We start from the raw sequence: 24,034 nt of genomic DNA on the forward strand, positions 1-24,034 counted from the left end.
TCAGGCGATGCGAAAAATTGATACATTCCATTAATGATACACCCATAGTCTCGGAATTTTGGCTACAAAGGCGCTGTAAGAGATATTTTTAGTCCCACGTAATATTAAGATTTATGATACTATGGTTCCAGCGTGAGAGTGTAATGAGCGCAGAAGGCTCCGGGCTCGACTCGTTGAGCGTGTTGACGATCTCCGTCGGGAGGTTCGCCGGTGGGGTCGGGGGTTCGTAGGACATCGGCTACTCTCGTGTTAACCAACACGGCCCATGAACCCATAGTTTTGTTGGTTAAGACGATGGGGGCGGTTCTCGCGATTGCTGGCTGTAACACTACTCGAAACTTCTTTATATACAAGTTTCGTACTATGTTACACCGTGCTCCGGCGCATCGAACTCGAGGTCCTCGCCACGGTTGACCGCGGCGACACGATCTCCGAGCTCGCGACGAAGCTCGACCACAGCGAGAGTTACCTCTCTCGTGCCGTCGCCGAACTCGTCGAGAAGGGGCTCGTCTACACGGAACGCGATGGCCGGCGAAAACGAGTCGTACCGTCGGATGCTCGCGCCGTCCAACTCTTTCGGAACCTCGTCCGCCAGCACTCCCACATCGACCTCCCCGAACTGCTGACCGGGAAGGCACTCGAAGTGCTGTACTACCTCGACCAGCCGCGAACCGTCTCCGAGATCGCTGACCGGAGCGACAACTACCGCAACACGGTCAACCGGGCCCTCAAGCGGTTTCGCGACCGTGGGCTTGTCGGGACCGTCGACGGCCGCTACGAGTTCAACGCCGACTTTGACCGCCTACACGAGTTCGCCCGTGAACTCGCCCATCATTTCCACCGCCAACGCCTCAAAGCCGTTACCTCGAAGGGCACGATTCTCTGGGAAGACTACGACGAATTTCTTGCTCAAACCGAGACGGAGATAGACGCAGACGGATTCCACGAAACCGGCCTCCCTCGGTTCTCGATGTTTGATCTCCAGTTCCTACTCACCGGCCACCGCTACTACGTCTACTCCGAGGAACTCGACGCAGTCTCGCCGGCGGAGCTGTGTTGTCACACTCTCTTGATCGACAACGGTAGCCGCTACCGTTCGTACTGTCTCCTCCTGCTCAGCCACGTCGACATCGACGAGGCGGACCTCCGAGAGCAGGCGGCGAAGTATGGCCTCGAAGACGAAATCGACGCCTTGCTGCGCTACCTCGAGACGCACGGCGAGGTCGACGACGACCGGCTCCCGGAGTGGGACGAGTTCCAGGAGTTGGCGGCTGACTACGAGGTGCCACTCCCACAATGAGACCAACATTCGGCCGCGAGTACATCGAGAACGAATTCCAGCGAATCGGGGACGGGCTATCTGAACCGCTCACGGTCTACCTGATCGGTGGTGGCGTGATGTCGCTGCGCGACCTCAAGGGGGCGACGAAAGATATCGACCTGGTCGTCCCAGATGGCGACGTGTACGGCCAGCTGTGGGCCGTTCTGATGGACCTCGGGTATACGGAGGTCAATCGCTGGATCCAGATTACCGGGCGCTGGGGGCGACGAGCTGCGTCGAGAACGACGATGGGTGTCGCCTCGATATCTTCAACCAGCAGGTCGCGAACAAGCTCGTGCTCACCGACGGTATGCAAGAGCGCAGTGAGCCGTTCCTCAACCTGGATCGACTGACGGTCCGGCTGGTTAGCAACGAGGATATCTTCCTGTTCAAGGCGATCGCAGGCCGCGACGACGACATCGAGGACATGAATATGCTCGTGCAGGCCGGCCTCGATTACGACGTCGTCCGGCATGAACTCGAAGCCCAGATCGAACGCCTGGGGGACGATCAGTTCGCCACGTTCGCGAACGGGGCTCTAGTTGAACTTGAGGAGCGGTACGGGGTGACCACGCCGATTGAGGCCCGCGTCTAGGAGCTCACGAATAGGTACTACCGGGGGATCGAAGTCCTCCAGGCACTCGATGAGCCGATGACCGTCGACGAACTGGCCGCCGAACTGGAGCGGGATACTGACGAGGTTCACGACCGGCTCGCGTATCTCTCAACGTTCGACCGGGTCCGTCGGATTGGCGACACAGTCCGTCCCATGGAGTAGTCCGGTCACGACTACGGGGAGGGAAGGCACCCATCAGGTCGTGGGACCCGCCCCTGCTTGATTTCGTAATCGACTCGTCGGAGGTGTTTACAGCCGGCCTCGGGCGCTCGCTGCTGCCAATCCGGACAAGTACACGACTCGCTGATCACGTCGACTTCGTACCAGTTTCCGGACGCCGATCGGACCTCATAGCGGCCACCCTTTTCGAGCAGCGAGACGGCCACCGATTTGTCGACGGCATTCCGATTTCCATGTGTGACATGTTGGAATCGTAGCCCGTGGCGATGGCAGGCCGCTTGTAACCATGGAGCACCGTCGACCAGAAAGATCGCGTTGTCAACCTGATGTTTCTCACGAAGTTCTGAGAGAAACATCGAAGAGATTACGTTAGTTCTCGTCGGATAGAGCCGAACATGGAGCAGACGGTTTGTGTCGGAATCGACGGCAGCGTACAGCCAATATTGCTCACTATTGAGCTGAATCACGGTTTCATCGACCGCGACGTGATTCGGACAGGTACCGTCTGTCGGCTGTAGATCGGCCTTCTGTGTCCACCGATGGACGGTAGTTCGATGCCGATCGACACCCAAAATATCAAGAATCGAGATAGAATCAGAACATGACTGTCTAGCTAAATAAAGCCGGATACCGAGCTTTTTCCCCGGCTCAGGTGTCACCTCTTGCTATAGAAAATCTAACTCGATACAACCCTTATCCCCGTTAAGGCGGTCGAACGAGAGCCTAGACCGCTCGACTTTTTGACCGCCTTATCTTTCGATCTTATATCAACACCGCCATGAGATACATTATTGCTGTTATAAACAGAACTCCGGCTAATAATACAATATACTCTGTTTTTAAATATGAATAGAGCGCACAATTTGACATATATCAGGAATTGATGTCTTTATAAAGTTTGTTAACCCGTTCTCTATGAATTTCATATAAATAATATTAGTATGATAATAATCTTATGAAAATTTAATTTTTCGACTGTATGATCTCAGTTTTATCGCATCGGCTGGTATCAATATTCCCCAGAGGAGACCGTGAGGGTACTCGATTGAACAGCACCGCTATTATATATGTTGCCACCGCTATTTGGGAATATGCCGGAAGAAACCAGTGGACAATCAAGAAAGTCGAATAAGGTTGCGAGACTGATCGCTGAATATCATCTCGCTGAATCTCTCGGCGATAAACTTGAACGGCTCTGGACTGCCGAGGACCAACAACGTAAGAGTCTCCGAGATCTTGCAGATCTCTTCAATCAGCGATTGCTCGAAAGTGCGATGGCCTCTGCAGGAATTTCTACAGTAGACGGAGAAATCTCCAATCTTTATCGTCTCCTCACCGCTGATGACGTGAGTAGTGGTATGCGAACCGAGGCTCGAAATCGTCTTGAACGGGATGGCGTCGATGTCAAGCAACTCGAACGCGATTTCGTCTCGTATCAGGCAATTCGGTCGTACCTCACTAAATATCGGAATGCTTCCTACGAATCCCCCTCCGACAGCGAGCAAGTGGAGAGCGTTCTTGATTCCATCCGACGTCTCCAGTCCCGCCTACGGTCACTCACCGAGGGCAGCTTGGATCGACTCCGATCAACAGAGCGAATCACGCTCGGCGAGTTTCGCTTGTTTATCGATGTTGACGTTCTCTGCGAGGACTGTGGCGAACAGTACAGCGTTATTGACCTGCTGGAACGTGGCGGTTGTGATTGCGAGGACGGAACATAGCCGCTTCTGGCCGGGTCCTATATTTCAGTGATGAGGGTATAATCGTCGTCGAGAGCCTGTGCGTCTTCGGGGAGCAGAGCGACAACCAAGAACTCCGGATAGTCGGCCATATAATTGATCAGCGATGCGATTCGCTGTGAATCGATGGCCTCCAAGGAGTCCAGAATCATGAACGGAACCCGTTCGTACACCTCGTGAACGAGATAGCCCGCAAGAGCAAACACCAGTCCAGTGACTTCTCGTTCGCTTTCGCTAAGATGATCGACGGTGTCCTCGTACGCCGCTCCGGTGTCGGTACTCCGGACGACGTGTAGTTCGAACTGAGTTTTTTCCACCTTTCTTCGTCCGTCTCGTACCTCGCGCTCGACTCTTTCGATCCAGATGCGCTCGATGTTCTCATAGCCGAGAGTCTCGAGGACTGCATCCATATGCTCGTTGAATTGCTCGACAGCGTTCTCTTCGATCTGATCGATTCGCGTCCGGAGATCCGTCAGTTCAGTACTGATCTCTTCTCGCTGCGAATTCAACCGTGTCTCCTCAGCAAGGCGCTCTTCGATAGAGCCGATCTGTTCCGTCACATCCTCCAGCTCAGATTCAAGCCGTTCGAGATCGAATTCCAACTGATTTGCCTCCTTGTGAAGATCCAGAATTTCACTGAAGTCTGCAGATTCTAACGTTTCGATCTCCGATTCAAGATCCTCGACTCCCTCGTTGAGATGTTCTCGCTCGTCTCGCAAGTCATCCAATCGCTCTTCGCGTTCCACGATTTCACTCTCGATGCCAGTGAGTTTTCTCTCAATCGACTCTCTTCGCTGCTGTTGTTCCCGATATTCCTGCTGTTTGCCTTTCAGCTGAGACAATTCCGATTCGAGGTCCCGGACCGTTTCCAGTTTCTCTTGACGGATATCCCGAAGTTGATCAAGCGTCTGTGTGATATTCTCCTCTTCGACTTCGGATCCACAGGTCCAACAGACAACCATGTCGTCGACAAGTGCATCCGTCACTGTGCTGTCAGTCTCTTGAGCGCTCAGAACGGAGGTGACAGTTCCTTCGCTCTCTTCCAGCCGTTCTTCATTGAACTGAATCACGTTCTGGAGGTTGCTCACCTCGCTTTCGAGACTCTCTTTCCGGTCTCGAAGTCTGGAAATTTCGTTTTTGAGCTCGTCATGCTCCCCCATCGGTGTGTCGGGAAGCTCATCGAGCTCCGACTCGAGGTCTCTCCGTTCGGTTGTCAGTGCTTCAATGCTCTCTTGTTCGACTTCGATGTCGGATCGAACCCGATCTAATTCGGCGCGTTTCTCGCGGAGTTCGTCGAGGCAGGCCTCGAGTTCTTGTTTCTCTTCCCGCGTTTCGTCGACGTCGGCATCGAGGGTCTCAATCTCTTCTTCCTTTGCTACTAGTTCCTCTTTTTTCGCTTCGATCTCGTCTTTGAGCTGGCTCCGGTCCTCTTCCAACTTTGGCATTTCACCCTTCAGCTCGTTGAGTTCATCGAGTTCATCGTCGATCTGCGACCGTTCCCGTTCGAGCTGTTGGATTTCTGATTGGATCGATTCGGTATCGACTGGTCGCATGATGAGCTCGTGAAGATCGGCACCGCTGATGACGGATCGACGGGCTTCGTTGGTTTCCAAGAGAAATGCGAACAGGTCGGCAAGCTCTGGCTCATCAAGATAGGGGTTGCCTCCAGCCGTGACGGAGCCATTTGTGCGAGTGAACGTTCGCACATAGGTTTCCTCATCAACGTCGAGCGCAACTCGTCCTTCATCCGCGTCTGCTTTCAGGGACGCATTATCGCTTCCCATAACTGCCATGATAGACCGGAGTAGCGACGTTCGATTCGTCGCGTTTCTTCCCTCCAATACCGTGATCCCGGGAGAAAAGTCTACAGATGCTTTGTCGATACCCCCCATATTTTCTACCTCAAGTTTGGCGGCTTGATCGAGTATATTTGCCCGGTTCATATCCTTGTATAGAATCTTTATAATAAAAGAGTTGTGGCATTGACTCACTTCCACCTTCAGGATCGAGCATCTCAAAACCTCATAACAAAATTAGTATTGTTATTCTAATGCGATGTAGATAAGGCACTATGACTATTATTCCAAAGTGATTAATTTATTATTTTGAATTTATTTCAGATATCAGGGCAGAATATATTTTTTATTGAATAGTTGTACTGTCCCATCCATATATAATGGAATAATTCCTTCGTATATTCAGATAGAGATATTCGGCTAGTGTCTATCCGTTTGATATAGCCAAACGATTAAGTAAATTCGAATGGTTTGTGAGAACATGACTGTCGATCCAAACCAATCGGAGTCGCCGCGGACACTAAAAACAGTAGAGCGTACAGCTCAGATCATCGAGGCGCTCGAAACACTGGACGGTGCGGGAGTGACCGAGTTGGCGACTCATCTCAGAATTTCAAAAAGCTCCGCGTATCATTACTTGGCGACCCTCCGTCAGGAAGACCTAGTCGTCAAGAATGGTGAGCAGTACGAACTCAGTTTGCAGTTCCTCCTCGCTGGCGAGTACGTCAGGAATCGAAATCGACTGTACAGATACGGAAAAGACGAGGTCGAGGACCTCGCGGAGTCGACCGGTGAGTACGCGAATCTCTTCACCGAGGAACATGGGATGGGCATCAATCTGTACAAAGTGAGCGGCAGTGACGCTGTCGGAAGCGGGTATCAGACCGACAAGCTTCAGCGCCCGGACTATCTCCACTGTACGGCAACAGGAAAAGCAATCCTAGCATATCTTCCCCGCGAGCGCGTCGACAAAATCCTCGACCAACACGGGCTTCCGAAACAGACCACCAACACGATCACCGATCGCGACGAACTCTTCGCCGAACTCGATACTGTTCGTCAGCAAGGATATGCACACAACGACGAGGAAGAAGTTGAGGGTCTGCGTGCCGTCGGTGCACCCGTCATCGACCGTAATGAGAACGTCTTGGGTTCGTTGAGTGTCGCCGGACCGACGAGCCGTCTGAAAGGGGAGCAATTCAAAGACCAACTTCCAGAGAAGGTCCAGAGCGCAGCGAACGTGGTCGAAGTGAACCTGAACATGGCGACTCACGAGAATGAGTCGTTAGAGTGATAGACTTCGTTTTCGGCGGAAACTCCGCTGAACCGGTTTCTGTATCGCAAGGGGCCTCCACGTGGCACGTATCTTGTTACGTTGACTGCGTTTGTATTATACGAACCACGATAAGATAGTGATTGCCGCAGTAGAAGCCCGTCTCAACCGTATTTTCCCCCGATAGTGCCGATAACTACGTTATCCTCATTTGTGATATAGTAACGATAGTCGAAGATCGATACTTCACAGGCGGAGCAGGTCGAGTGTTTTGGGGCTTGTCTCGAGACGAAGATCTCCCGTTTCACCGTGTGACAGGCGTTTATCGCCGTTATCGACGTCGAGGCGCAGTACGACGACACTGACGACTCGAGTTCTGGTTTGTCGGCGGATGCTCCGCAACGCGCCTCCTCAGTATGGTGGTCGGCGTCTTGGTCAGCCTCCCGATCTTCGATCTATCGTGGGTGATTAGGCTGCCGACTGCGTTCGTCGCGTACTCTGTGCTCTCGAAGGTGAACTTCAACCGCCACGTTATCCGAACGACCAGCTCGCGGAGCACTCAACCCACCAAAAGAGACTGACACCACCGGCGTACGTCGATTGAGAGACTCGCCGTGCTCAAGGTGGACGCAGCTTTTTCATTCTTCATTGGGTCACCGTCGGACCCGTGACGCAGATAGAGTCCGACATCGATGTCCAAGTGTTTATCTCCGATCTACTCGAAAATGAAGCCCTCGCTCGGTCGAGGTACTCTAAGAGTTCCTGCCGCTCGTATCGGAACTCATGCTTCCGGAGATTCCTCGCGAGAACCACACAGTCTATCCCGCGCGTGGCGACACCCTCCACTATCCGATCTATCGGAACGAAAGAGGTACTTATCACCTACGGCCCGATCTGCTTCGAGAGCCCGCAGGTAAAATAGCCGGCTACCGGGTCGCAAGCCTCAACTCGAGCACGTGAGACTCGTACTCAAACTCCACATAGAACAGTGTGAACACTAGTGCGGCCGTCGGTGTCGTCTCGACGAATACGTGGACCATCCGATGTGCAGTCGGGATTGAGAGAGAGGCAAACCACTCGGGATGGATGTAACCGCCGAACTGGGATACAGTCAATACACCGATCGGGTTCGTCCGAATTGGAACGTGTGATCGTGGAAGGCCTCAATCAACGAGAATAAAGCTAGTCCAGCGGGTATGTTGGCGCCACCAGTCGTACCGGTGGATGAGCTGTTATTCGAGATCAGGACGGGATAACGCGGTCTCTTTGGACGTAAGGAACTCCAGTAGCACCGGTGTCCCTTCTTTATTTTTCTGGACGCCACGTCGAATCGCGTCTGCAATATTGTCGGGGTCTTCGATCCGTTCACCGTACCCGCCCATCGATTCCGCAAAGTCAGCATAATGGCCCGAGAAAGGCGTATCGTAGCTCGCCATCTCAAAGTTGTTTAAGACGATCTCGAGAACCGGAATGTCCTCTCGAACGGCCGTCTCAAAGTCCATTCCGGTCATACCGATGGCACCGTCGCCCATCACGTGAACGCATGTCTTGTCTGGCCGTGCGAGCTTCGCACCCATCATCAGCCCGAGACCGTACCCTAACTGAGTCGTCTTACCCCATCCGACGTACGATAGTGGTTCGGTCACCTCAAAGAAGGGCGCCATAAAGTCGCGAGCATTCCCGGCGTCGGCTGTGGCGATGATTTCGTCTTTATCGAGGACCCGATCGAGCTCGTACACGACCCGGTAGGGATTGATCGGCACTTCGTCTGAGGTCAACGTGGCTTCCCAACCCTCACGCCATTCTGCTTCGACCTCGGCGATCTCGTTGGCAACGGTATCGAATCGGCCACGCGAGTCGCCGTTGAGCCGGTCTTGAACCTCGTCAACAAGAGCTTCGAGCGTCAGCTTAGCGTCACCGACAAGACCGTAGTCAGATTCGACATCTTTGTCGATGTCACCCGCATCAAGGGTTGAGTGGATCAGCGTCTTGCCATCGGGCACGGTAATTCCGTACGCTGTCTTCGTGAAGCTGCAGCCAATTCCGAAGATGACGTCCGACTTCTCGAGGAAGTGATTCAGTGCCCGTGGTTCACTTTTACTCCCGGCACCGAGGGAAAGCGGGTGATCTTCAGGGAAGGCGCTTTTCCCGTTCAACGTGGTCGCAACGGGCGCTTCGAGCAGCTCAGCGAGTTCCTGCAGCGGGTCCCACGCCTCCGCATAGTGGACACCCTGGCCGGCGTTGATGACGGGATTATCGGCCTCTAGGAGTACGTCGACGATCTCCGGGATTGCCTCCGGATCAGGAGCAGATCGAGTTGACGAGGTTGATGCATACTCGACGTCGCCGATCTCTTCACTGAATACGTCTTTGGGGACCTCGACGAGTGCCGGTCGTTGACGGCCGTTCCGCGCCGATTGGAACGCGCGACGGAACATCTCACTGACGGAGTCCGGATCGGTCAACTGCTCGGCGGTTTTGGTAACGTGCTGGTAGTTTATGAGCGAGCTGAACTTGGGATCGGTATTCGTCTTGGCCCGCGAGTACCCCGCGGGGATCGCGACGATCGGAGCTGACTCCGCGTACGCCTGTGCGATGCCACCGACCGAGTTCTCGGTCCCAGGACCGTGCTGGCAAGCGAACGCTCCCACCTGATTGCCGGATGTGATGCGGGCGATACCATCCAGCATGTGCGCGCCTGTGCGCTCTTGACGGACCACAATCGGACGAATTCCGGCTTCCTCCGCAGCGTTATCGTCAAACAGTGGATTACTAGGGAATCCGATCAGGTGCTTGACCTCCTCTTGGGCTAATATATCGGCTATTGCCTCTGTTACATTCATACCGTCTATTACTCATCGATTCTCATGTGTCATAAAAGTACGGAATCATTTAAAAATAATCATAATGATCGTATATTCTGATTGAGGCGGATTCGCCGCTCCTCTGGAGGTCAAATATTTCTCATGACACCAAGGTTTATTATCGGCATCGTTCGATAACTTAGTATGCCGGAGTCTACAGACTTGGATCGGCTGTGTGTACACGAATCGGTCGAAAACGTGATTCCCAAGGAAGCGTTCGTGGCGGCGCTCGAAGATGGACCACTCGACGTCGAGCTTATAGGAGATCAGGAACCTATCACAGAAATGGATGCGGTCGCGACCTACGTACCACACGATGAGTTTCTGGATGCTGGGTGGGTTCACTGTATCCGCGCCGGATACGACGAATTCGATACAGAGCGATATCGGTCTACTGGCGTACCGCTCACGAATAGTACTGGGATCCACGAGACAACCGTGAGCGAAGTCGCCTTGGGATTCATGCTGTCGTTGGCTAGAAACCTTCACGTGTACCGCGATCATCAAGCGGCAAACGAGTGGTACGAGCCCGACTATCACCGGCCGTTTACGCTGGAGAACGAACGGATCTGCGTCGTCGGACTGGGAACGATTGGGAGGGGTATCGCGAAGCGTGCCGACGCGCTGGGGATGGATGTGATCGGAATACGTCGCTCGACCGATCCCGTTCCGGGGGTCTCGAAGGTATTCCAGCCCGATGACTTGAATGATGCGATAGCGGACGCACGGTTCGTCGCGCTTACGGTGCCACACACGCCGTCTACTGAGCACATGATTGACGAGTCGGCACTCGCGCAGATGCGAGATGACGCGTACTTGATTAACGTCGCTCGCGGTCCCCTTGTGGATGAGGCCGCACTCGTCGACGCACTCGAACGTGGCGAGATCTCGGGAGCCGGACTGGATGTTTTTGAAACTGAACCGCTTCCAGAAGAATCCCCTCTGTGGGACTTCGACGAGGTGATGATCTCACCGCACAAGGGGTCGGCGACGAACCGGTATCACGTCGATATTGCGAATCTGGTGAAAGAAAATATCGATTACTACCTGGCGGACGAAGACCTGCGGAATCGGGTAGCGTAGTCACGACGGGGTCGTTGCTCAGGCAACGGATACGAACTATCGTCTTTGTCGGCGACGGGTTTTGTCGATATTGCCGGTCCAATATCAGGTAGTCGGCACTAGTAGAAGAAACAATCTGTTAACAGGAAACGACGACAGAAGTCCAAAAAATACTCATCGCTAGCTCCAACGTTAGGTCGTGTACCCGCCGGGAGAGCAGAGGAGCGGAACGTGGTGGTGCTCCTCGGGATCAGAGGTCTTGAACCGCACAGGAACCGTATCAAGAAAGCTTGTGTCGGTGGACTCTGCTCTCTCGTAGTAGCTACTGACATCGAACAGCAGCTGATAGGTCCCTTCTTCCATTTCTTCGTCGGTCAGGAGAGGCTCATCCAGTCAACCATCGTCGTTTGTTATCCCCTGACTGATTGTTTCTGGTTCATCCGCACCCCGAACATCCTGACCGGTGTCGGAGTGCGCTCGTTCTCCCAAACGTCTTCACAATCCACGTCTACCGTCTGTTTGAGCAGGTCTGCGAGTGTCATGAGCACCACTCACTACGATCTGCTCACTTCTGAAACCACTTCAACTAGACAGTACCCGTCAAACTCATATTACCGTCAAATTACTGTACGCTAAGGTTGACACCCCTGGTGGAACAATTGTTCATGGTTATCTATGTAGCACCCTCTAAAACACTCAAGTAAATTACAAGACACGAGAGAGCAAATCTTCAGTGACGTCAACTGTTGACGATTCTCCGCCCAGATCCGGTGTATGTGGGGCAGTTTCGTCGGCGATTTGTGCTTGTACCTCCTTGCGTAATGTTTCGGCAGCCGCTATCTCACCGTCACCCAAGTATTCGAACATCATCGCGCCCGTGAGTATAGCTGCAAGTGGGTTTGCGATGCCTTGCCCTACGATATCTGGTGCGCTTCCGTGGACAGGCTCGAACATATCTGGATACTCGTTGTTCGGATTGATGTTGCCAGACGGGGCAAGTCCAAGGCTTCCAGTCGTGATCGCCGCGATGTCTGTCGAAATATCTCCGAAGAGATTCGACGCGACGACAACATCGAACTCTTCAGGTCGGCGAACAAGATCCATCGACGCTCGATCCACGAGGATACTCTCCACGTCAACTTCGGGATACTCTGTACTCACTTCATCGACAATATCATCCCAGAACACCATTGAGTACGCCTGTGCGTTGGACTTTGTGATGCTCGTTAGGTGTCCGTTCCGCTCGGTCGCCGCCTCAAACGCACTTCGGACGATCCGTTCGGTTCCCTTGCGCGTGAATACACCCGATTGAACAGCAATTTCGTTACTGAAGCCTTGATGTTCCCGTCCACCGACGTCCGCGTACTCCCCTTCTGTATTTTCACGATACACGACGAGGTCAATCTCACCTGCTTCGTATCCTTTTAGAGGACTATCGATCCCCTCGAAAAGCGTGTTTGGCCGTTTACAGATGTACTGGTCAAACCCTTTCCGGATCGGCAGTAAAAGACCGTTCAACGTGATATGATCGGGAACATCTGGATGACCCACAGCTCCGAGAAAAATAGAGTCTGCAGACTCTATTTGATCGAGCCCGTCGTTTGGCATCATCGAACCCGTCTCGAGGTACCGTTCAGTGCTCCAATCGTACTCTGTTTGATTGAGTTCGAATCCGTACTTTTCGGCCGTTGCGTTGAGAACATCTAACGCTGCATCAGTCACTGCAGGACCGATACCATCCCCTGGGATCACTGCAATATCGTACGTGCCCATAAAATAACATTTCAACAGGGCTGTTTAAATATTTCCTTTGATAAGAAATATTATATAAATGTTTATTGATTAGTGGACTACTCAGTAGCCAACGACCCCAAGACTGGTCTCGACGTGTTCGACATTTAGTCCACTTACTCAATATTTCTTGGTGTTGATTATGAGTCAGTTGTAGATGTCCGTCTCTGAATTCGATGGATAATAGATCTATCTTCTGTTGCTCCTCAGCTAGTAGATACCCAAGCGATGGGGGTAGATGAAAGAGTGTGAATCAGCAATTAGCGGTGCAGTCCTTGCGGCGGGATTAACTGCCTCAATTTCTAGAGTATTTGAGGATAAATGGACAGTGGGGCTCGTTATCTGGATAATTCCCTGCATTATAGGTCTCCTCACATGGGTTAACGTGGGTATGCTTATTTTGGATCGGGTATTGCAATGATTCGCAAGTCGTTGACGTTAGTTCCTGTTTGTCCGGTGTAAACTAGCGCATCTCGTCTCGAGAAATACGGATACGTGTCGTTCTGGTCTAGGGACTGCCTCGCGATATCCTTATTGGATACAATCGTCGAGGTGCCAAGCGCACCTGCCGCATCTGTCGCACCGTCTTCTCCGTCTGTATCCACGCTGGCAACGACCATCTCTTCTGAACTTGCTTGAAGTAGACTCTCAAGAACAAACTCTTGATTTGGCCCGCCGAGTCCACCGCCTCGGACCGTCACTGTTGCTTCACCACCGGATATTAAGACAGCGGGCGGCTCGATCGGTCGACCGGACCGAATTATCTCGTTTCCGATTGCACTGTGAACCCTCCCGATCTCACAGGCTTCGCCTTCGATGCTTGTAGAGAGCACGAACGGTGTGAACGGTGTATGTGTGATTTCATCGATTGCAGCGTCGATTGCAGTCGACGCGTCTGCGAGAATGTGTGTCGACACACTATCGAAGCAGTGATGATTTGACTGTGGTGTCTCTTCGAATTTTCTATCGGCACCATGCCTGAGATGGGTCTTAATTGTATTCGGTGGTTCGATATCGTATGACTCCAACACCGATATTGCATCTTGGTATGTAGTGTTATCTCCCACGATTGGGCCGCTTGCAATCGTACCTAAATTGTTCCCAGCTACGTCACTGAGAACGAGCCCGATCACTGTTGCCGGAGCCGCCGCCATGGCGAATTGTCCCCCTTTGATCTGGGATATATGTTTTCTAACCGTATTTATCTCGGTGATAGTCGCACCGCTGGTCAAAAGTTTCTTAGTCACCTGCTGCAGGTCAGTTAGCATCACATCCGAAACCGGGAGCGGAAGCAGAGAGCTACCGCCACCCGAGAGTGGGAATAAAATGAGCGTGCCTTCATCGGCCTTTTGCGCTCTCGATAATATCGCCTTTGCACCCGCCTTGCCACTTTCGTTGGGAACCGGATGAGATCCCTCAATCACATCGACTTGTTTGGTTTCTCGTGGGTCGTTTGTGACGACTACGCCTCCCGATATCGTGTTTTCGAGGATTGTTTCTAATGCCTTTGCCGACTGTGCGGCCGCTTTGCCGCCGCCGAGGACGACAACTTCCTCGAACTGAGTGAGATCAACTGTGGTGTCGCCGACGATAAGATTAGAGTCTTCCTTGGAGACCGTGTTTGCGACGGCGTTCTTCGGTTGGCTTGCTTCGATCCCGGCTGCAAGACAGTCTAGGACTACCTTGTGAGCAGGCGTTACTGCGAGTTGTTTTCTGTTCTGGATCACATTCGGAGTCCCTTGTGTGTCTGTAAAATACTATCCCTCGGTGTAGACTGGCTGGAAGTGATGGTAACTTGACGGTGACAAATAGACGCATGTAAACATTCCTATGGATGTGTTCGTGGCGGCGATCGAAAATTCACCAAGCAATAAACGAGTGGTACGAGCCCGACTATCACCGGCCGTTTACGCTGGAGAACGAACGTAGTCACGACGGGTTCGTCGTTCAGGTAACGGATTCGAACTAATGTATTCTTGATAATTCTCTGCCCCCATCTGATGTATTATGGGAAGTTTCATCTGTAATTTGTACTTGTACCTCCTCGCGGTCTGCTTCGGCAGCTACTGTCTCACCGTCACCCTTTCAAAAACTCTGCTCGTTCGTAATATGCGAAAATAGAGAACGGGATCAAATATAGAAGACGTTACTAGATAACAAACCTAGTCTTGTTATATACACATGTGTTCTATGTTCAACAACCGATCAAGCACCTGTTGAACGCAGAGATAATCCAGTACCCTGGGCCAATCAAGGGGTATAGCGAGAAACAGCACGAATATTCGATAAATACGAACAGAAATTTAGGTACGAGCTGGTGAACTTTCTGAATTATACCTATATCCCGTTCTGCCGAAAGCCCACCATATGAAAATCCTGAGCAGGGAGGGGATCAGCATAACGTCTTCTCATCGAATCAGTACGATCTGATGCTGTTGAGCGAGATTGCTGTTATTTGCGCATCGTCCGGGTCATCGTCTCCGATATATTCAAACTAAAGCCCGTTTAATAGGGGAATGGGTTATGAGTAAAGCGAAAGGAGCGCATCAGCGCGTCAGCGAAGACCGACTCCGAGACGATATCACGGAAACCGGGAAATTCGGAGAGGTTGTAACTGACCAAGGACACGGTCGAACTGTACTCACGGGAACGGAAGCAAACAGACAAGCGCGGGAGTATTTCATCGACCGCCTGGAGGCGGCAGGGCTTGACGTCCGCGTTGACGCAAGTGGGCAATATCGTCGGCCGCTGGGTGCCCGAGAGCGCCGATCCGACAGCACCAGCAGTCGCCTGTGAGAGCCATATCGACTCCGTTCCCGAAGGGGGTATCTCCGATGGGGTGCTCGGCGTCTACAGCGGGCTCGAAGCCGTACGGGCGCTTCAGGAGTCCGGCATCGAATTTGACCGGCCGATCTAGGTTGTCTGTTTCACCGCAGAAGAGGGAGCGAGATTCTCGAACGGCGTGCTCGGATCCTCCGTCGTAAGCAACATTGGACTGTTGAAGCGGCACTCACACTCGAAGACGTCGAAGGAGTCACGCTCGAATCCCCGCTCGAGGACATTGGATTTCGAGGCAGTGAGTGACTGGATGCGAGTAAGTTGGACTCCTGGCTCGAACTGCATGTTATCTCTGTTATTTTTCTTCGCGTATGGGTTTCATTTGTTTCCATATCAAAAACGCCCCGACGTATCGATCTCAGGCGGTAGAGATAATAATTAAACAAGCAAACATTCTTCCACCAAAACTTGAGTTTTCGAGTGATCTTTCTTCCAATAACCCGCTGATACACAGAATCTACTACAGTCTACGTTTGGAGTATGTGAACGATTAAGTGGTAGAATGTACTGTGTCAGAACATGACGATAGAATTGAACAAAAAAAAGAATCACCGCGTACGTTGAAAACGGTTGAGCGAACCGCTCAAATAATCAAAGCACTCGAAACACTCGACGGTGCGGGTGTCACCGAACTGGCTGCTCAGGTCGGGATGTCGAAGAGTTCGACATACCACTACTTGGCGACGCTTCGGGAGAAGGAGTGTATCGTCAAGAACGACGATCAGTACGAAATCGGTCTGCAATTCCTTCTGTCCGGCGAGTACGTCCGAAACCGCAACATCTTGTACCGCTACGGCAAGGAGGAAGTTGATGAGCTCGCAGAGATGACCGGCGAGTATGCGAACCTCTTCACCGAACAGCACGGCAAAGGGATCAACTTGTACAAGGTCTGCGGGAGCGACGCCGTCGGGAGCGGCTACCAGACGGACAAACTCCACCAACCAGACCAACTCCACTGTATGGCGACGGGAGAGGCAATTCTAGCCTTTCTTCCCGAAGACCCCGTGACGAGATCCTCGAACAGCACGGGCTCCAGGAACGGACGGCAAACACCATCACCGACCTGGAGACACTACACGACGAACTGGCGACGATCCGCGAACGGGGCCACGCGTACAACGATGAAGAGGAGGTGGAGGGTCTTCGTGCTGTCGGAGCGCCGGTTATTGACCACGAGGAAACCGTCCTTGGCTCGTCGAGCATCGCTGGCCCGACCAGTCGACTGAAAGGAACGCCGTTCAACGGGGACCTACCCGAGCAGGTCCAACGCGCGGCCAACGTCATTGAGGTGAACATCAATATGGCGACCCACGGCACCGGTTCGAAAGCCTAACTGCCTGAATATTCACCGGCTACGTTCGTTTTCATAGGTCAAACACCGTCGTCGCTCACTATCGAATCTCATTAGCGCGCCAGCTCCCCCAATCCGGCCGTCAACACCCTCGTAGCCGTCGCACAACTGCTCCAGTCCGTCCATTCGCGGGGGCTATGCGAGAACCCGCCGCGGGACGGTGCGAACAGCAGTCCCGTGTCCGTGACACTCGCGATGTGCATCGTGTCGTGGCCTGCACCGGAGTGCATGCACAGGGAATCCGCATCAGCTACAGCCGCCGCGTCTCGAAGCGCGGACGTACACCGCTCGCTCATCGTGCTCGGCGCGATGTCGTATGGTCGTTCGAGCATCGTCTCGACGCTGCGGTCGCTTTCGAGCGTCGAGAGATGGTTTTGGACGCGTTTGATGATTCGTTCCATATTCTCGTACTCGACGTCGCGGACATCGATTCCCAGTTCCGCGCGCCCCGGGACGACGTTGATGGCGTTGGGCCAGACGTCGAGACTCCCGACCGTCCCGACGACGGTGTCACCCTCCTCGGCGGCGACGTCGTTCGTCACATGTTCCACCTCAAGGACGAGTTCGCTCGCGGCGGTCAGCGCGTCCGTCCGTTCGGCCATCGCCGTCGATCCGGAGTGGTTCGCCTCACCTTCGATTTCGACTTCACATCGGATGGTGCCCGTTATCACCGAGACGATGCCGACGGCCGCGTCCGCCTCTTGAAGACGCTCCCCCTGTTCAACGTGGAGTTCGAGCCACGAATCCCACGTGCTCGCGTCAATGCGGCCGGTGCCTCGGAAGCCGATGTCGGAAAGCGCCGCTTCGAGACTCACGCCTGCGTCGTCTTCGAGTGCAAGGGCCTCTTCGACGCTCCGCTTCCCGCTCGCGACCGACGAGCCGAGGACGCCGTTGGAGAACCGCGCACCCTCTTCCTCGGTGAAACAGACGATTTCGATCGGTCGGTTGATCTCAACGTCGGCTGCCTGCAGTGCTCGCACGGCCTCCAATCCGCTGTAGACGCCGAGAACTCCATCGAAGATGCCCCCTTCGGGCACGGAATCGAGGTGACTCCCACACGCCACCGACCGAGCCGCCGGATCGGCCTCTTCGGGTACCCACCGACCGGTGATATTACCGACGGCGTCGACACGAACGTCGAGACCGGCGTCGTCGAATCGATCGACCAGATACTCCCGTGCCTGCCGGTTCGCGTCCGTGCCGGTTAGGACGGTTCGTCCCTGCCCCAACTCTGTCTGAATGGCACCAAACTCCGCGTTGGCTGTGATATCCTCGCGGAGACGCTCCTCGCTTACACAGTGTTGTTCCGATTTCATGCTGCCCATGCTCTATCACCTCTTAAGAATGCTCTAAGCTTAATATACCAGTATATCAGTGCTCCTGCAGGCCGATACGCGCCGCTCTCGGCGTCTGGACCATAGCGAATCTGAGCGGCCATCGGCCTATCGCTCTCTGACGACGATGTCCTTCGCGCCGGTCTGTAGCGTCTCTTCTTCGATCTCACGGAGTTCCTCTCGGGATGCGTCAAGGCATGCGATGTGGTTGCCGGCGAGCTCTCCTGCGGGGCTCTTGAAACACGTCGGGCCACAGGGAATGAGAATTTCCTGTTCGTTCCGGTACCCTGGATAAAGCAGGATATCGCCTCGAGACGGGTAGACTGTGTGGTTCTCGCGTGGAATCTCCGGGAGTTCGATTTCGTCGATATTGATCCACGTCGCGTGTCCGCTCCAGCGGACGTGCATCAGTTCCGATTCGAGCGGGAGGAATTCCCGGAGTGCTTCGACCGATCGAGGTGCCTCATCCTCGAGCAAGTCGGCTGTGAACACACGGCCATCGACATCGAATTCTAGTTGTGTCACGTCGACTTCAACGACAGTACGCGAAATAAAAGTTCCGTCGCCACTTACCCCCAGTCCGGCACCTCACGCCGCAAGAAGGTCCCGTGGCCGGGGTTCGCGACGATATCGCCGTCGTCGGCGACGAGCGTCCCTCGCACGAAGCTCTGTTTCACTCGACCTGTCACCGTCCGGCCTTCGTACACAGAGTAGTCCGCATTCGAGTGGTTCCGCTCCGCCGTGATGGTGTACGTCTCATCCGGATCGAAGATGACGATATCGGCGTCGGCACCGGGTTCGATCCGCCCCTTCCGCGGTAAGCCGAACGTCTGTGCCGGATTGCGGCACATGAGTCGGACAAGATTCGGATACGAGAGGCCACGTTCGTTGACGGCCACGTCGTGGAACACGGGGAGGCTCGTCTGGAGACTGTTGATCCCGAAGGCGCTTTCCCACCACGGCCCGCCCTCTTTCCGTTCGCGAGGCAGCGGAACGTGGTCGGTCGAGACGACCGAAAGTGTCCCGTCGCCGAGTCGGTCGAAAATGGTATCCATATCCTGAGACGACCGGAGGGGAGGAGACATGATCGCCCGGTTCCCGAGTCGTTCGTACGTTTCCTCCGTGAGCGTGGTATAGTGCGTACACGTCTCCGCCCTGACGTTCGAACCGTCAGTCTGCACCTCCGCGATCGCGTCCGCCGCCGCCGCCGACGTGGTGTGGACGCCGTAATACTTTGCGTCGGCCGCGACGGCGAGTCGGGCGACGGAGCCGGCCGACATCGCTTCCGCGTAGTCCGGGCGGGACCGCGGATACGCCGATGGTGATTCACCGCCGGGTTCGCTTTTCACCGCGTCCGTCCGATGCTCGCAGACGGAGTACTCTTCGGTGTGAACCATCCCGACGGCACCGATGTCGGCGAGCCGCCGGAACACCTCTCCGATGAATCCGTTCGACAGTCGGATGTCGTCTGTGGTGAAGAGTTTGAACGACGTGATGCCGTCGTCGACGAGCGTCGCCAGTTCCTCGAACACCGCGGGAGATTCTTGTGTGATGACCGGATGGACCCCACAGTCGATGAGTGGTGCCGCGCCATCGCGATGCCGTTCGACGGCTCCGGTCAGCGTCCCCCGGTCGTCCCATTCTCCGTCGTCCCATCCCTGCCAGGCGAAGGTCAGAAGACTGGTGACGCCGCCGACTGCAGCGGCCGCCGTTCCGGTCTCGTAGGAGTCGATTGAGTTGTAGCCTGCGAGATGGGTATGTGGGTCGACCACGCCTGGAAGGACGAGGTTCCCGTCCGCGTCGATCCGGTCTTCCGCGTCCGGAAACGCATCTTCGTTGCCTACGCCTACGATCGTACCGTCGTCGATGGCGACCGCCCCCTCGAACATCGCCTCGGCGGTAACGACGGTCCCGCCGGTGACGACGGTGTCAATACTCACCACCGGTGTCCACCCTGACTTTGGACATCGACCGCGTTCCATCCACAACATTCGAGAGTCACCGCGAAGTTGTATCGTCTCGCTCCGTTCACCGTGCTAACCATACCCTGGAATACTCGATACCTGTTCTTAAGGGTTGTTCCGTTGTCGCCGCCTCAGCTCCGGGCCGACTGTGAGTGCGAACGAGAATTTAAGTGACGGGCGGTCTGACCAGCGAGGACGATGAGCAAACGAACGATCACGGACGTGAACCGATCGGATAGAGAGAGGTTTGTCGACCTCTTGGGCGGCGTGTACGAACATTCCCCCTGGGTGGCCGAACGGGCTTGGTCCGACCGACCCTTCGAGTCGGTCGACGACCTTCACGAGACGATGAAGCGCGTCGTCGAGGCTGCCGATCGCGATCGGCAGCTCGAACTCCTGCGGGCACATCCGGACCTCGGCGAGCAGACCGAGATGACAGACGCCTCCGTCGAAGAGCAGGCCTCCGCCGGACTCGATCAGTTGACTCCGGAGCAGTATGAGGCCTTCCAGCGACTGAATGACCGGTATCAGGACAGCTTCGGCTTCCCGTTCATCATGGCCGTACGAGACGAATCGCCCGACGCGATCAGGGCCGCGATGGAAGAGCGGGTCGAACACGCACGACCCGAGGAGTTCCGGACCGCCATCGATGAGGTACACACCATTGCGCGCCTGCGACTCGACGAAATACTGGAACCGTAGCGGCGGGTGCCCTCCTGGTGAAAATGACAACGAGCGACCAAAAATGGTTTACCTATGCGTATGAACTTCGTTGGTAGACGGTGACAAGCGCACTACGTAAAGCCAGATTTTGTAGCCCGGAGCACAGCGATCGCTGCACGCAGCAGGGATGACCGACGACGATACCACTGACGGCCCATGATAAACACACCACAAGACACCGACGACCGAACGATGAACTACGGGAAAAAACATGTTAACGTCTACCGGACGTACGCAACCCCACTGACGGGGCTCCGCGAGATTCCCGAGTCGACATTCACTGGCAAGCCGAACACGCTCCTCGGGATGGAGGTGCGTGCGCAGGTCGAGGGCGAGGAGTTCCTCCCCTCGTTCCGAGACGGCGACAACACGAAGGTGGTGGCAACGGACACGATGAAGAACTTCATCTTGCACCACGCTGGCGAGTACGACGGTGCGACCGTCGAGGGCTTTCTCCATTACGTCGGCTCGGAGTTCCTCAACACCTACGATCAGATGGAGGGAGTCCGCATGTCTGCCGATGAACTCCAGTTCGACCAACGACCCGTTCCAGACGGCGAGGGCGGCTTCGAACCGAGCGAACTGGTCTTCCGCGTTTCCGACAACGAGTCGGCGTACGGCGAGTACTACCTCAAGCGGGAGGACGGCGACATCGTCATCGAGAATCAGCGAAGCGGTGTCACCGATATCGAACTCGTGAAGGTGAAAGACAACTCTTTCGTCGGCTACGTTCAGGACGAGTACACCACACTTCCGGAACGAGAGAATCGGACGCTGTATATCGGACTCGACATCTTCTGGACGTACGACGACCCCAAGGCGGCGCTAGGTGACGATCCAAAAGAGTACGTGCCTGCCGAGCAGGTGCGAGATATCGCACAGGTGGTCTTCGATGAGAAAGACGTCAACTCGATCCAAGACCTCGTCTATCAGATCGGACTCCGAATCCTCGAACGGTTCCCGCAGCTGGCCGAAGTGAATTTCGAATCCAGGAATCAGACGTGGCTAGGCGTGCGGAATGACGACCTAGAGGGTGACGCGAAAGTGCTTCGAGAACCGCCTCGGCCGACCGGATTCCAGCGGTTCTCGATGGATCACAGCGACCTCGACGAAGGGGGCAACGTATGAGCGCAGGACTGACCACGCACGTACTCGATACAAATCGCGAAGGACCGGCGGAGGGCGTGGAAGTGACGCTGTATCGACTCGAAGAGGGAGACCGCGAGCAGATCGTGTCAGCGGTGACGAACCACGATGGCCGAGTCGACGAGCCGTTACTCGACGCCGAGGAGATCGAGGCCGGAACGTTCGAGCTCGTCTTCGACGTGGGGACGTATTACCGCGAGGGTCCCACGGAATCTACGTTTCTCGACGAGGTTCCGGTGCGGTTCCTGATCGACGATCCGAGCGAGCACTACCACGTGCCATTGCTCCTATCTCCTGGGAGTTACACGACGTACCGTGGGAGCTGAGCTACGAGTACAACCGTCGCCGTCCAGACGCCGGTCCCGTTGACACGACATCCCCCGCGGAGCGATTCGATGGCTGACCGTGTCCGTTCGGAGGTGACTGTTCCCGACCCGTTCTCGAACGGCGCTTCGTCGGAACCTCATACAGCGAACGCTATCCGCCCGATAGATGTGCGAACCAGCATATTCCGTGATATCTTGGATGAAATATAGTAGATCAATAGAAGATTTTAATTATTAGAAGTCTCATTGGTATGTCGGAACATGCCTGGAAACACAGACGAAGGAATCGATCTCGCATACGGTCTGGAAGAGAAGCCACCGTTGTCGAAATCGTTCCTGCTCGCGCTACAACACGTATCGGTCATGATTGTCCCGTCGACTGCAGTCGCGTTCATCGTCGCGGGAGCCGCGGGATTGAGCTCCGCAGACACGACGTTTTTGGTTCAGATGGTGATCCTCTTTGCGGGAGTGGCGACCGTCGTCCAAGCATACGCCGTGGGTCCAGTCGGCGCGAAACTTCCGATCGTGATGGGAACAAGTTTCGCCTTCGTCGGTGCGATGTCATCGATCGGCGCGAGTTCGGGCCTCGACGTCGTGTTCGGCTCGATCGTGGCCGCGGCAGTCGTCGTTCCGTTCCTGTTGGGCTGGCAGTTCAAACGACTCCAGTCGTTCTTCCCGCCGCTTGTCACGGGACTCATCGTCATCATCATCGGTCTGTACCTCGTTCCGGTCGGTATCCAGTACGCCGCTGGCGGGGTCGGTGCCGAAGACTTCGGCTCGATGCAGAACCTCGGGCTTGCAGGACTGGTCTTGACGATCTCGGTTCTCTTCAATCTGCTCTTGAAGGGAGTCTGGCGAATGCTGAGTGTCATCATCGGAATCAGCGCCGGCTACGTCGTCGCGATCATGTTCGGCGTCGTGGACTTCACGCCCTTCTACGAAGCGGCGTGGATCGCGGTCCCCACTCTCGGCCGGTTCGGATTCAGTTTCGAGTTGGTCCCGCTTTTGACCTTCGCGTTCCTGTTTCTCGTCTCGGGTATGGAAACAATCGGCGACATGTCCGGGATCACCGCCGCCGAGGGACGCAACCCCACCACAGAGGAATTCCGAGGCGGAATCTTCGCCGACGGGTTCATCAGTGCCCTCGGAGCGGTCTTCGGGTCCTTCCCGCAGACATCGTTCTCCCAGAACGTCGGCATCATCAACTTCACCGGCGTGATGAGCCGTCACATCGTCGGGATCGGCGGTGGGATTCTGATCGTGCTCGGACTCGTCCCGAAGATCGGAGCCATCGTGACGACCATCCCCTCCGCCGTCTTCGGCGGTGCCGTGCTCATTATGGTCGGCATGGTGGCCGCCAGCGGCATGCGGCTGTTGTTCCTGAACATCGAGATGAATCGTCGAAACATGGTCATCATCGCTACGGCGCTCGGACTCGGGCTCGGCGTCGCGACGGTGCCGAATGCGCTCTCGGGACTGCCATCGGGTACACAAACGTTCTTCGGCGAACCGGTCATCGTCACCGGCCTGGTGGCGCTCGCGCTGAACACGTTCGTCCCCGGCGAATCCAGTCCGCTGTTCGATCGGGCCGACACGGTCCCGCCGATCTCCGAACCAGTCGACGACGATTGAGGTCCGACGGAGGTCGAGCAAGTATGTTTCCCTGTGCCGAGTTCCGCTCGTCTCCACCGCGCTGGAAGGCCCCGTCGA

At 55.0% G+C, this 24,034-nt stretch carries 16 protein-coding genes and 6 pseudogenes; 12 read left to right on the plus strand and 10 right to left on the minus strand.

Annotated elements, in window-relative coordinates:
- The first annotated feature begins 373 nt into the window (after positions 1-373).
- Both DJ75_RS10295 and DJ75_RS19390 read left to right on the plus strand, forming a co-directional pair.
- Complete coding sequence (locus DJ75_RS10295) at positions 374-1,300, plus strand: MarR family transcriptional regulator (RefSeq protein WP_094524384.1); 927 nt, start codon at positions 374-376, stop codon at positions 1,298-1,300.
- Positions 1,297-2,099, plus strand: a pseudogene (locus DJ75_RS19390) (DUF6036 family nucleotidyltransferase). Before DJ75_RS10295 ends, DJ75_RS19390 begins: the two are co-directional and overlap by 4 nt.
- An 11-nt stretch (positions 2,100-2,110) precedes the next feature.
- Here DJ75_RS19390 and DJ75_RS10305 read toward each other — a convergent pair.
- Positions 2,111-2,803: pseudogene (locus DJ75_RS10305) on the minus strand (IS6 family transposase).
- 405 nt (positions 2,804-3,208) lie between these two features.
- Here DJ75_RS10305 and rdfA point away from each other — a divergent pair.
- On the plus strand, positions 3,209-3,838 hold the full coding sequence (gene rdfA / locus DJ75_RS10310; protein ID WP_094524385.1) for a rod-determining factor RdfA: 630 nt from the start codon (positions 3,209-3,211) through the stop codon (positions 3,836-3,838).
- Positions 3,839-3,855: 17 nt separating this feature from the next.
- On the opposite strand, the gene DJ75_RS10315 is transcribed toward rdfA, so the two are convergent.
- Complete coding sequence (locus DJ75_RS10315) at positions 3,856-5,799, minus strand: archaea-specific SMC-related protein (RefSeq protein ID WP_094524386.1); 1,944 nt, start codon at positions 5,797-5,799, stop codon at positions 3,856-3,858.
- A 334-nt stretch (positions 5,800-6,133) separates the two neighbouring features.
- On the opposite strand from DJ75_RS10315, the gene DJ75_RS10320 reads away from it, so the two are divergent.
- Complete coding sequence (locus DJ75_RS10320) at positions 6,134-6,946, plus strand: IclR family transcriptional regulator (protein WP_094524514.1); 813 nt, start codon at positions 6,134-6,136, stop codon at positions 6,944-6,946.
- Between the two features lie 762 nt (positions 6,947-7,708).
- Positions 7,709-7,885 (plus strand): DUF3830 family protein, encoded by a 177-nt coding sequence (locus DJ75_RS19395; protein WP_094524387.1) that lies wholly within the window; start codon positions 7,709-7,711, stop codon positions 7,883-7,885.
- Positions 7,886-8,157: 272 nt separating this feature from the next.
- On the opposite strand, the gene DJ75_RS10330 is transcribed toward DJ75_RS19395, so the two are convergent.
- Positions 8,158-9,768, minus strand: a complete 1,611-nt coding sequence (locus DJ75_RS10330) for a thiamine pyrophosphate-requiring protein (protein ID WP_094524388.1) — start codon at positions 9,766-9,768, stop codon at positions 8,158-8,160.
- Positions 9,769-9,933: 165 nt separating this feature from the next.
- On the opposite strand from DJ75_RS10330, the gene ddh reads away from it, so the two are divergent.
- The gene (gene ddh, locus DJ75_RS10335; RefSeq protein ID WP_094524389.1) at positions 9,934-10,872 is read left to right on the plus strand and encodes a D-2-hydroxyacid dehydrogenase; all 939 of its coding nucleotides are present in this window, start codon (positions 9,934-9,936) and stop codon (positions 10,870-10,872) included.
- A gap of 171 nt (positions 10,873-11,043) precedes the next feature.
- On the opposite strand, the pseudogene DJ75_RS10340 reads toward ddh, so the two are convergent.
- The 4 genes and pseudogenes from DJ75_RS10340 to DJ75_RS10355 all read right to left on the minus strand — a co-directional run.
- A pseudogene (locus DJ75_RS10340) lies at positions 11,044-11,289 on the minus strand (hydroxyisourate hydrolase); the annotation flags it as partial.
- A pseudogene (locus DJ75_RS10345) lies at positions 11,286-11,393 on the minus strand (IS6 family transposase); the annotation flags it as partial. The pseudogenes DJ75_RS10340 and DJ75_RS10345, both read right to left, overlap by 4 nt.
- A gap of 163 nt (positions 11,394-11,556) precedes the next feature.
- A complete protein-coding gene (locus DJ75_RS10350; protein WP_094524391.1) occupies positions 11,557-12,624 on the minus strand; it encodes an isocitrate/isopropylmalate dehydrogenase family protein in 1,068 nt (355 codons plus the stop codon).
- A gap of 413 nt (positions 12,625-13,037) precedes the next feature.
- A complete protein-coding gene (locus DJ75_RS10355) occupies positions 13,038-14,369 on the minus strand; it encodes a glycerate kinase (RefSeq protein WP_094524392.1) in 1,332 nt (443 codons plus the stop codon).
- A gap of 796 nt (positions 14,370-15,165) precedes the next feature.
- On the opposite strand from DJ75_RS10355, the pseudogene DJ75_RS19400 reads away from it, so the two are divergent.
- Together DJ75_RS19400 and DJ75_RS10370 are read left to right on the plus strand one after the other, a co-directional pair.
- Positions 15,166-15,723: pseudogene (locus DJ75_RS19400) on the plus strand (M20/M25/M40 family metallo-hydrolase); the annotation flags it as partial.
- Positions 15,724-16,010: 287 nt separating this feature from the next.
- Positions 16,011-16,813: pseudogene (locus DJ75_RS10370) on the plus strand (IclR family transcriptional regulator).
- A 71-nt stretch (positions 16,814-16,884) separates the two neighbouring features.
- Here the strand turns inward: DJ75_RS10370 and DJ75_RS10375 are convergent.
- The 3 genes from DJ75_RS10375 to DJ75_RS10385 all read right to left on the minus strand — a co-directional run bounded on the left by DJ75_RS10375 (position 16,885) and on the right by DJ75_RS10385 (position 20,105).
- Positions 16,885-18,147, minus strand: a complete 1,263-nt coding sequence (locus DJ75_RS10375) for a Zn-dependent hydrolase (RefSeq protein ID WP_094524515.1) — start codon at positions 18,145-18,147, stop codon at positions 16,885-16,887.
- A 126-nt stretch (positions 18,148-18,273) separates the two neighbouring features.
- Complete coding sequence (locus DJ75_RS10380; RefSeq protein WP_094524395.1) at positions 18,274-18,690, minus strand: DUF3830 family protein; 417 nt, start codon at positions 18,688-18,690, stop codon at positions 18,274-18,276.
- Between the two features lie 44 nt (positions 18,691-18,734).
- On the minus strand, positions 18,735-20,105 hold the full coding sequence (locus DJ75_RS10385; RefSeq protein WP_094524396.1) for a dihydroorotase family protein: 1,371 nt from the start codon (positions 20,103-20,105) through the stop codon (positions 18,735-18,737).
- 222 nt (positions 20,106-20,327) lie between these two features.
- Here DJ75_RS10385 and uraD point away from each other — a divergent pair, with 222 nt between their 5' ends.
- From uraD to DJ75_RS10405, 4 genes are all read left to right on the plus strand, one after another.
- On the plus strand, positions 20,328-20,831 hold the full coding sequence (uraD, locus tag DJ75_RS10390; protein ID WP_094524397.1) for a 2-oxo-4-hydroxy-4-carboxy-5-ureidoimidazoline decarboxylase: 504 nt from the start codon (positions 20,328-20,330) through the stop codon (positions 20,829-20,831).
- Positions 20,832-21,044: 213 nt separating this feature from the next.
- On the plus strand, positions 21,045-21,980 hold the full coding sequence (pucL, locus tag DJ75_RS10395) for a factor-independent urate hydroxylase (protein ID WP_094524516.1): 936 nt from the start codon (positions 21,045-21,047) through the stop codon (positions 21,978-21,980).
- On the plus strand, positions 21,977-22,324 hold the full coding sequence (gene uraH / locus DJ75_RS10400; protein WP_094524398.1) for a hydroxyisourate hydrolase: 348 nt from the start codon (positions 21,977-21,979) through the stop codon (positions 22,322-22,324). The genes pucL and uraH overlap by 4 nt, the downstream gene beginning before the upstream one ends.
- 261 nt (positions 22,325-22,585) lie before the next feature.
- Positions 22,586-23,956, plus strand: coding sequence for a uracil-xanthine permease family protein (locus tag DJ75_RS10405; protein WP_094524399.1), 1,371 nt, complete (start codon positions 22,586-22,588; stop codon positions 23,954-23,956).
- Positions 23,957-24,034 lie beyond the last annotated feature (78 nt).

Source organism: Halorubrum sp. Eb13 (assembly GCF_002252895.1).
GTDB lineage: Archaea > Halobacteriota > Halobacteria > Halobacteriales > Haloferacaceae > Halorubrum.

Excerpts from the sequence above, each read along its gene's own strand:
- rdfA (WP_094524385.1), top strand. The coding sequence starts at position 3,209 with ATGCCGGAAGAAACCAGTGGACAATCAAGAAAGTCGAATAAGGTTGCG.
- pucL (WP_094524516.1), top strand. The coding sequence starts at position 21,045 with ATGAACTACGGGAAAAAACATGTTAACGTCTACCGGACGTACGCAACC.
- DJ75_RS10375 (WP_094524515.1), bottom strand. The coding sequence starts at position 18,147 with ATGAAATCGGAACAACACTGTGTAAGCGAGGAGCGTCTCCGCGAGGAT.
- uraH (WP_094524398.1), top strand. The coding sequence starts at position 21,977 with ATGAGCGCAGGACTGACCACGCACGTACTCGATACAAATCGCGAAGGA.
- DJ75_RS10315 (WP_094524386.1), bottom strand. The coding sequence starts at position 5,799 with ATGAACCGGGCAAATATACTCGATCAAGCCGCCAAACTTGAGGTAGAA.
- DJ75_RS10405 (WP_094524399.1), top strand. The coding sequence starts at position 22,586 with ATGCCTGGAAACACAGACGAAGGAATCGATCTCGCATACGGTCTGGAA.
- ddh (WP_094524389.1), top strand. The coding sequence starts at position 9,934 with ATGCCGGAGTCTACAGACTTGGATCGGCTGTGTGTACACGAATCGGTC.
- DJ75_RS10330 (WP_094524388.1), bottom strand. The coding sequence starts at position 9,768 with ATGAATGTAACAGAGGCAATAGCCGATATATTAGCCCAAGAGGAGGTC.
- DJ75_RS10320 (WP_094524514.1), top strand. The coding sequence starts at position 6,134 with ATGACTGTCGATCCAAACCAATCGGAGTCGCCGCGGACACTAAAAACA.
- DJ75_RS19395 (WP_094524387.1), top strand. The coding sequence starts at position 7,709 with ATGCTTCCGGAGATTCCTCGCGAGAACCACACAGTCTATCCCGCGCGT.
- DJ75_RS10350 (WP_094524391.1), bottom strand. The coding sequence starts at position 12,624 with ATGGGCACGTACGATATTGCAGTGATCCCAGGGGATGGTATCGGTCCT.
- uraD (WP_094524397.1), top strand. The coding sequence starts at position 20,328 with ATGAGCAAACGAACGATCACGGACGTGAACCGATCGGATAGAGAGAGG.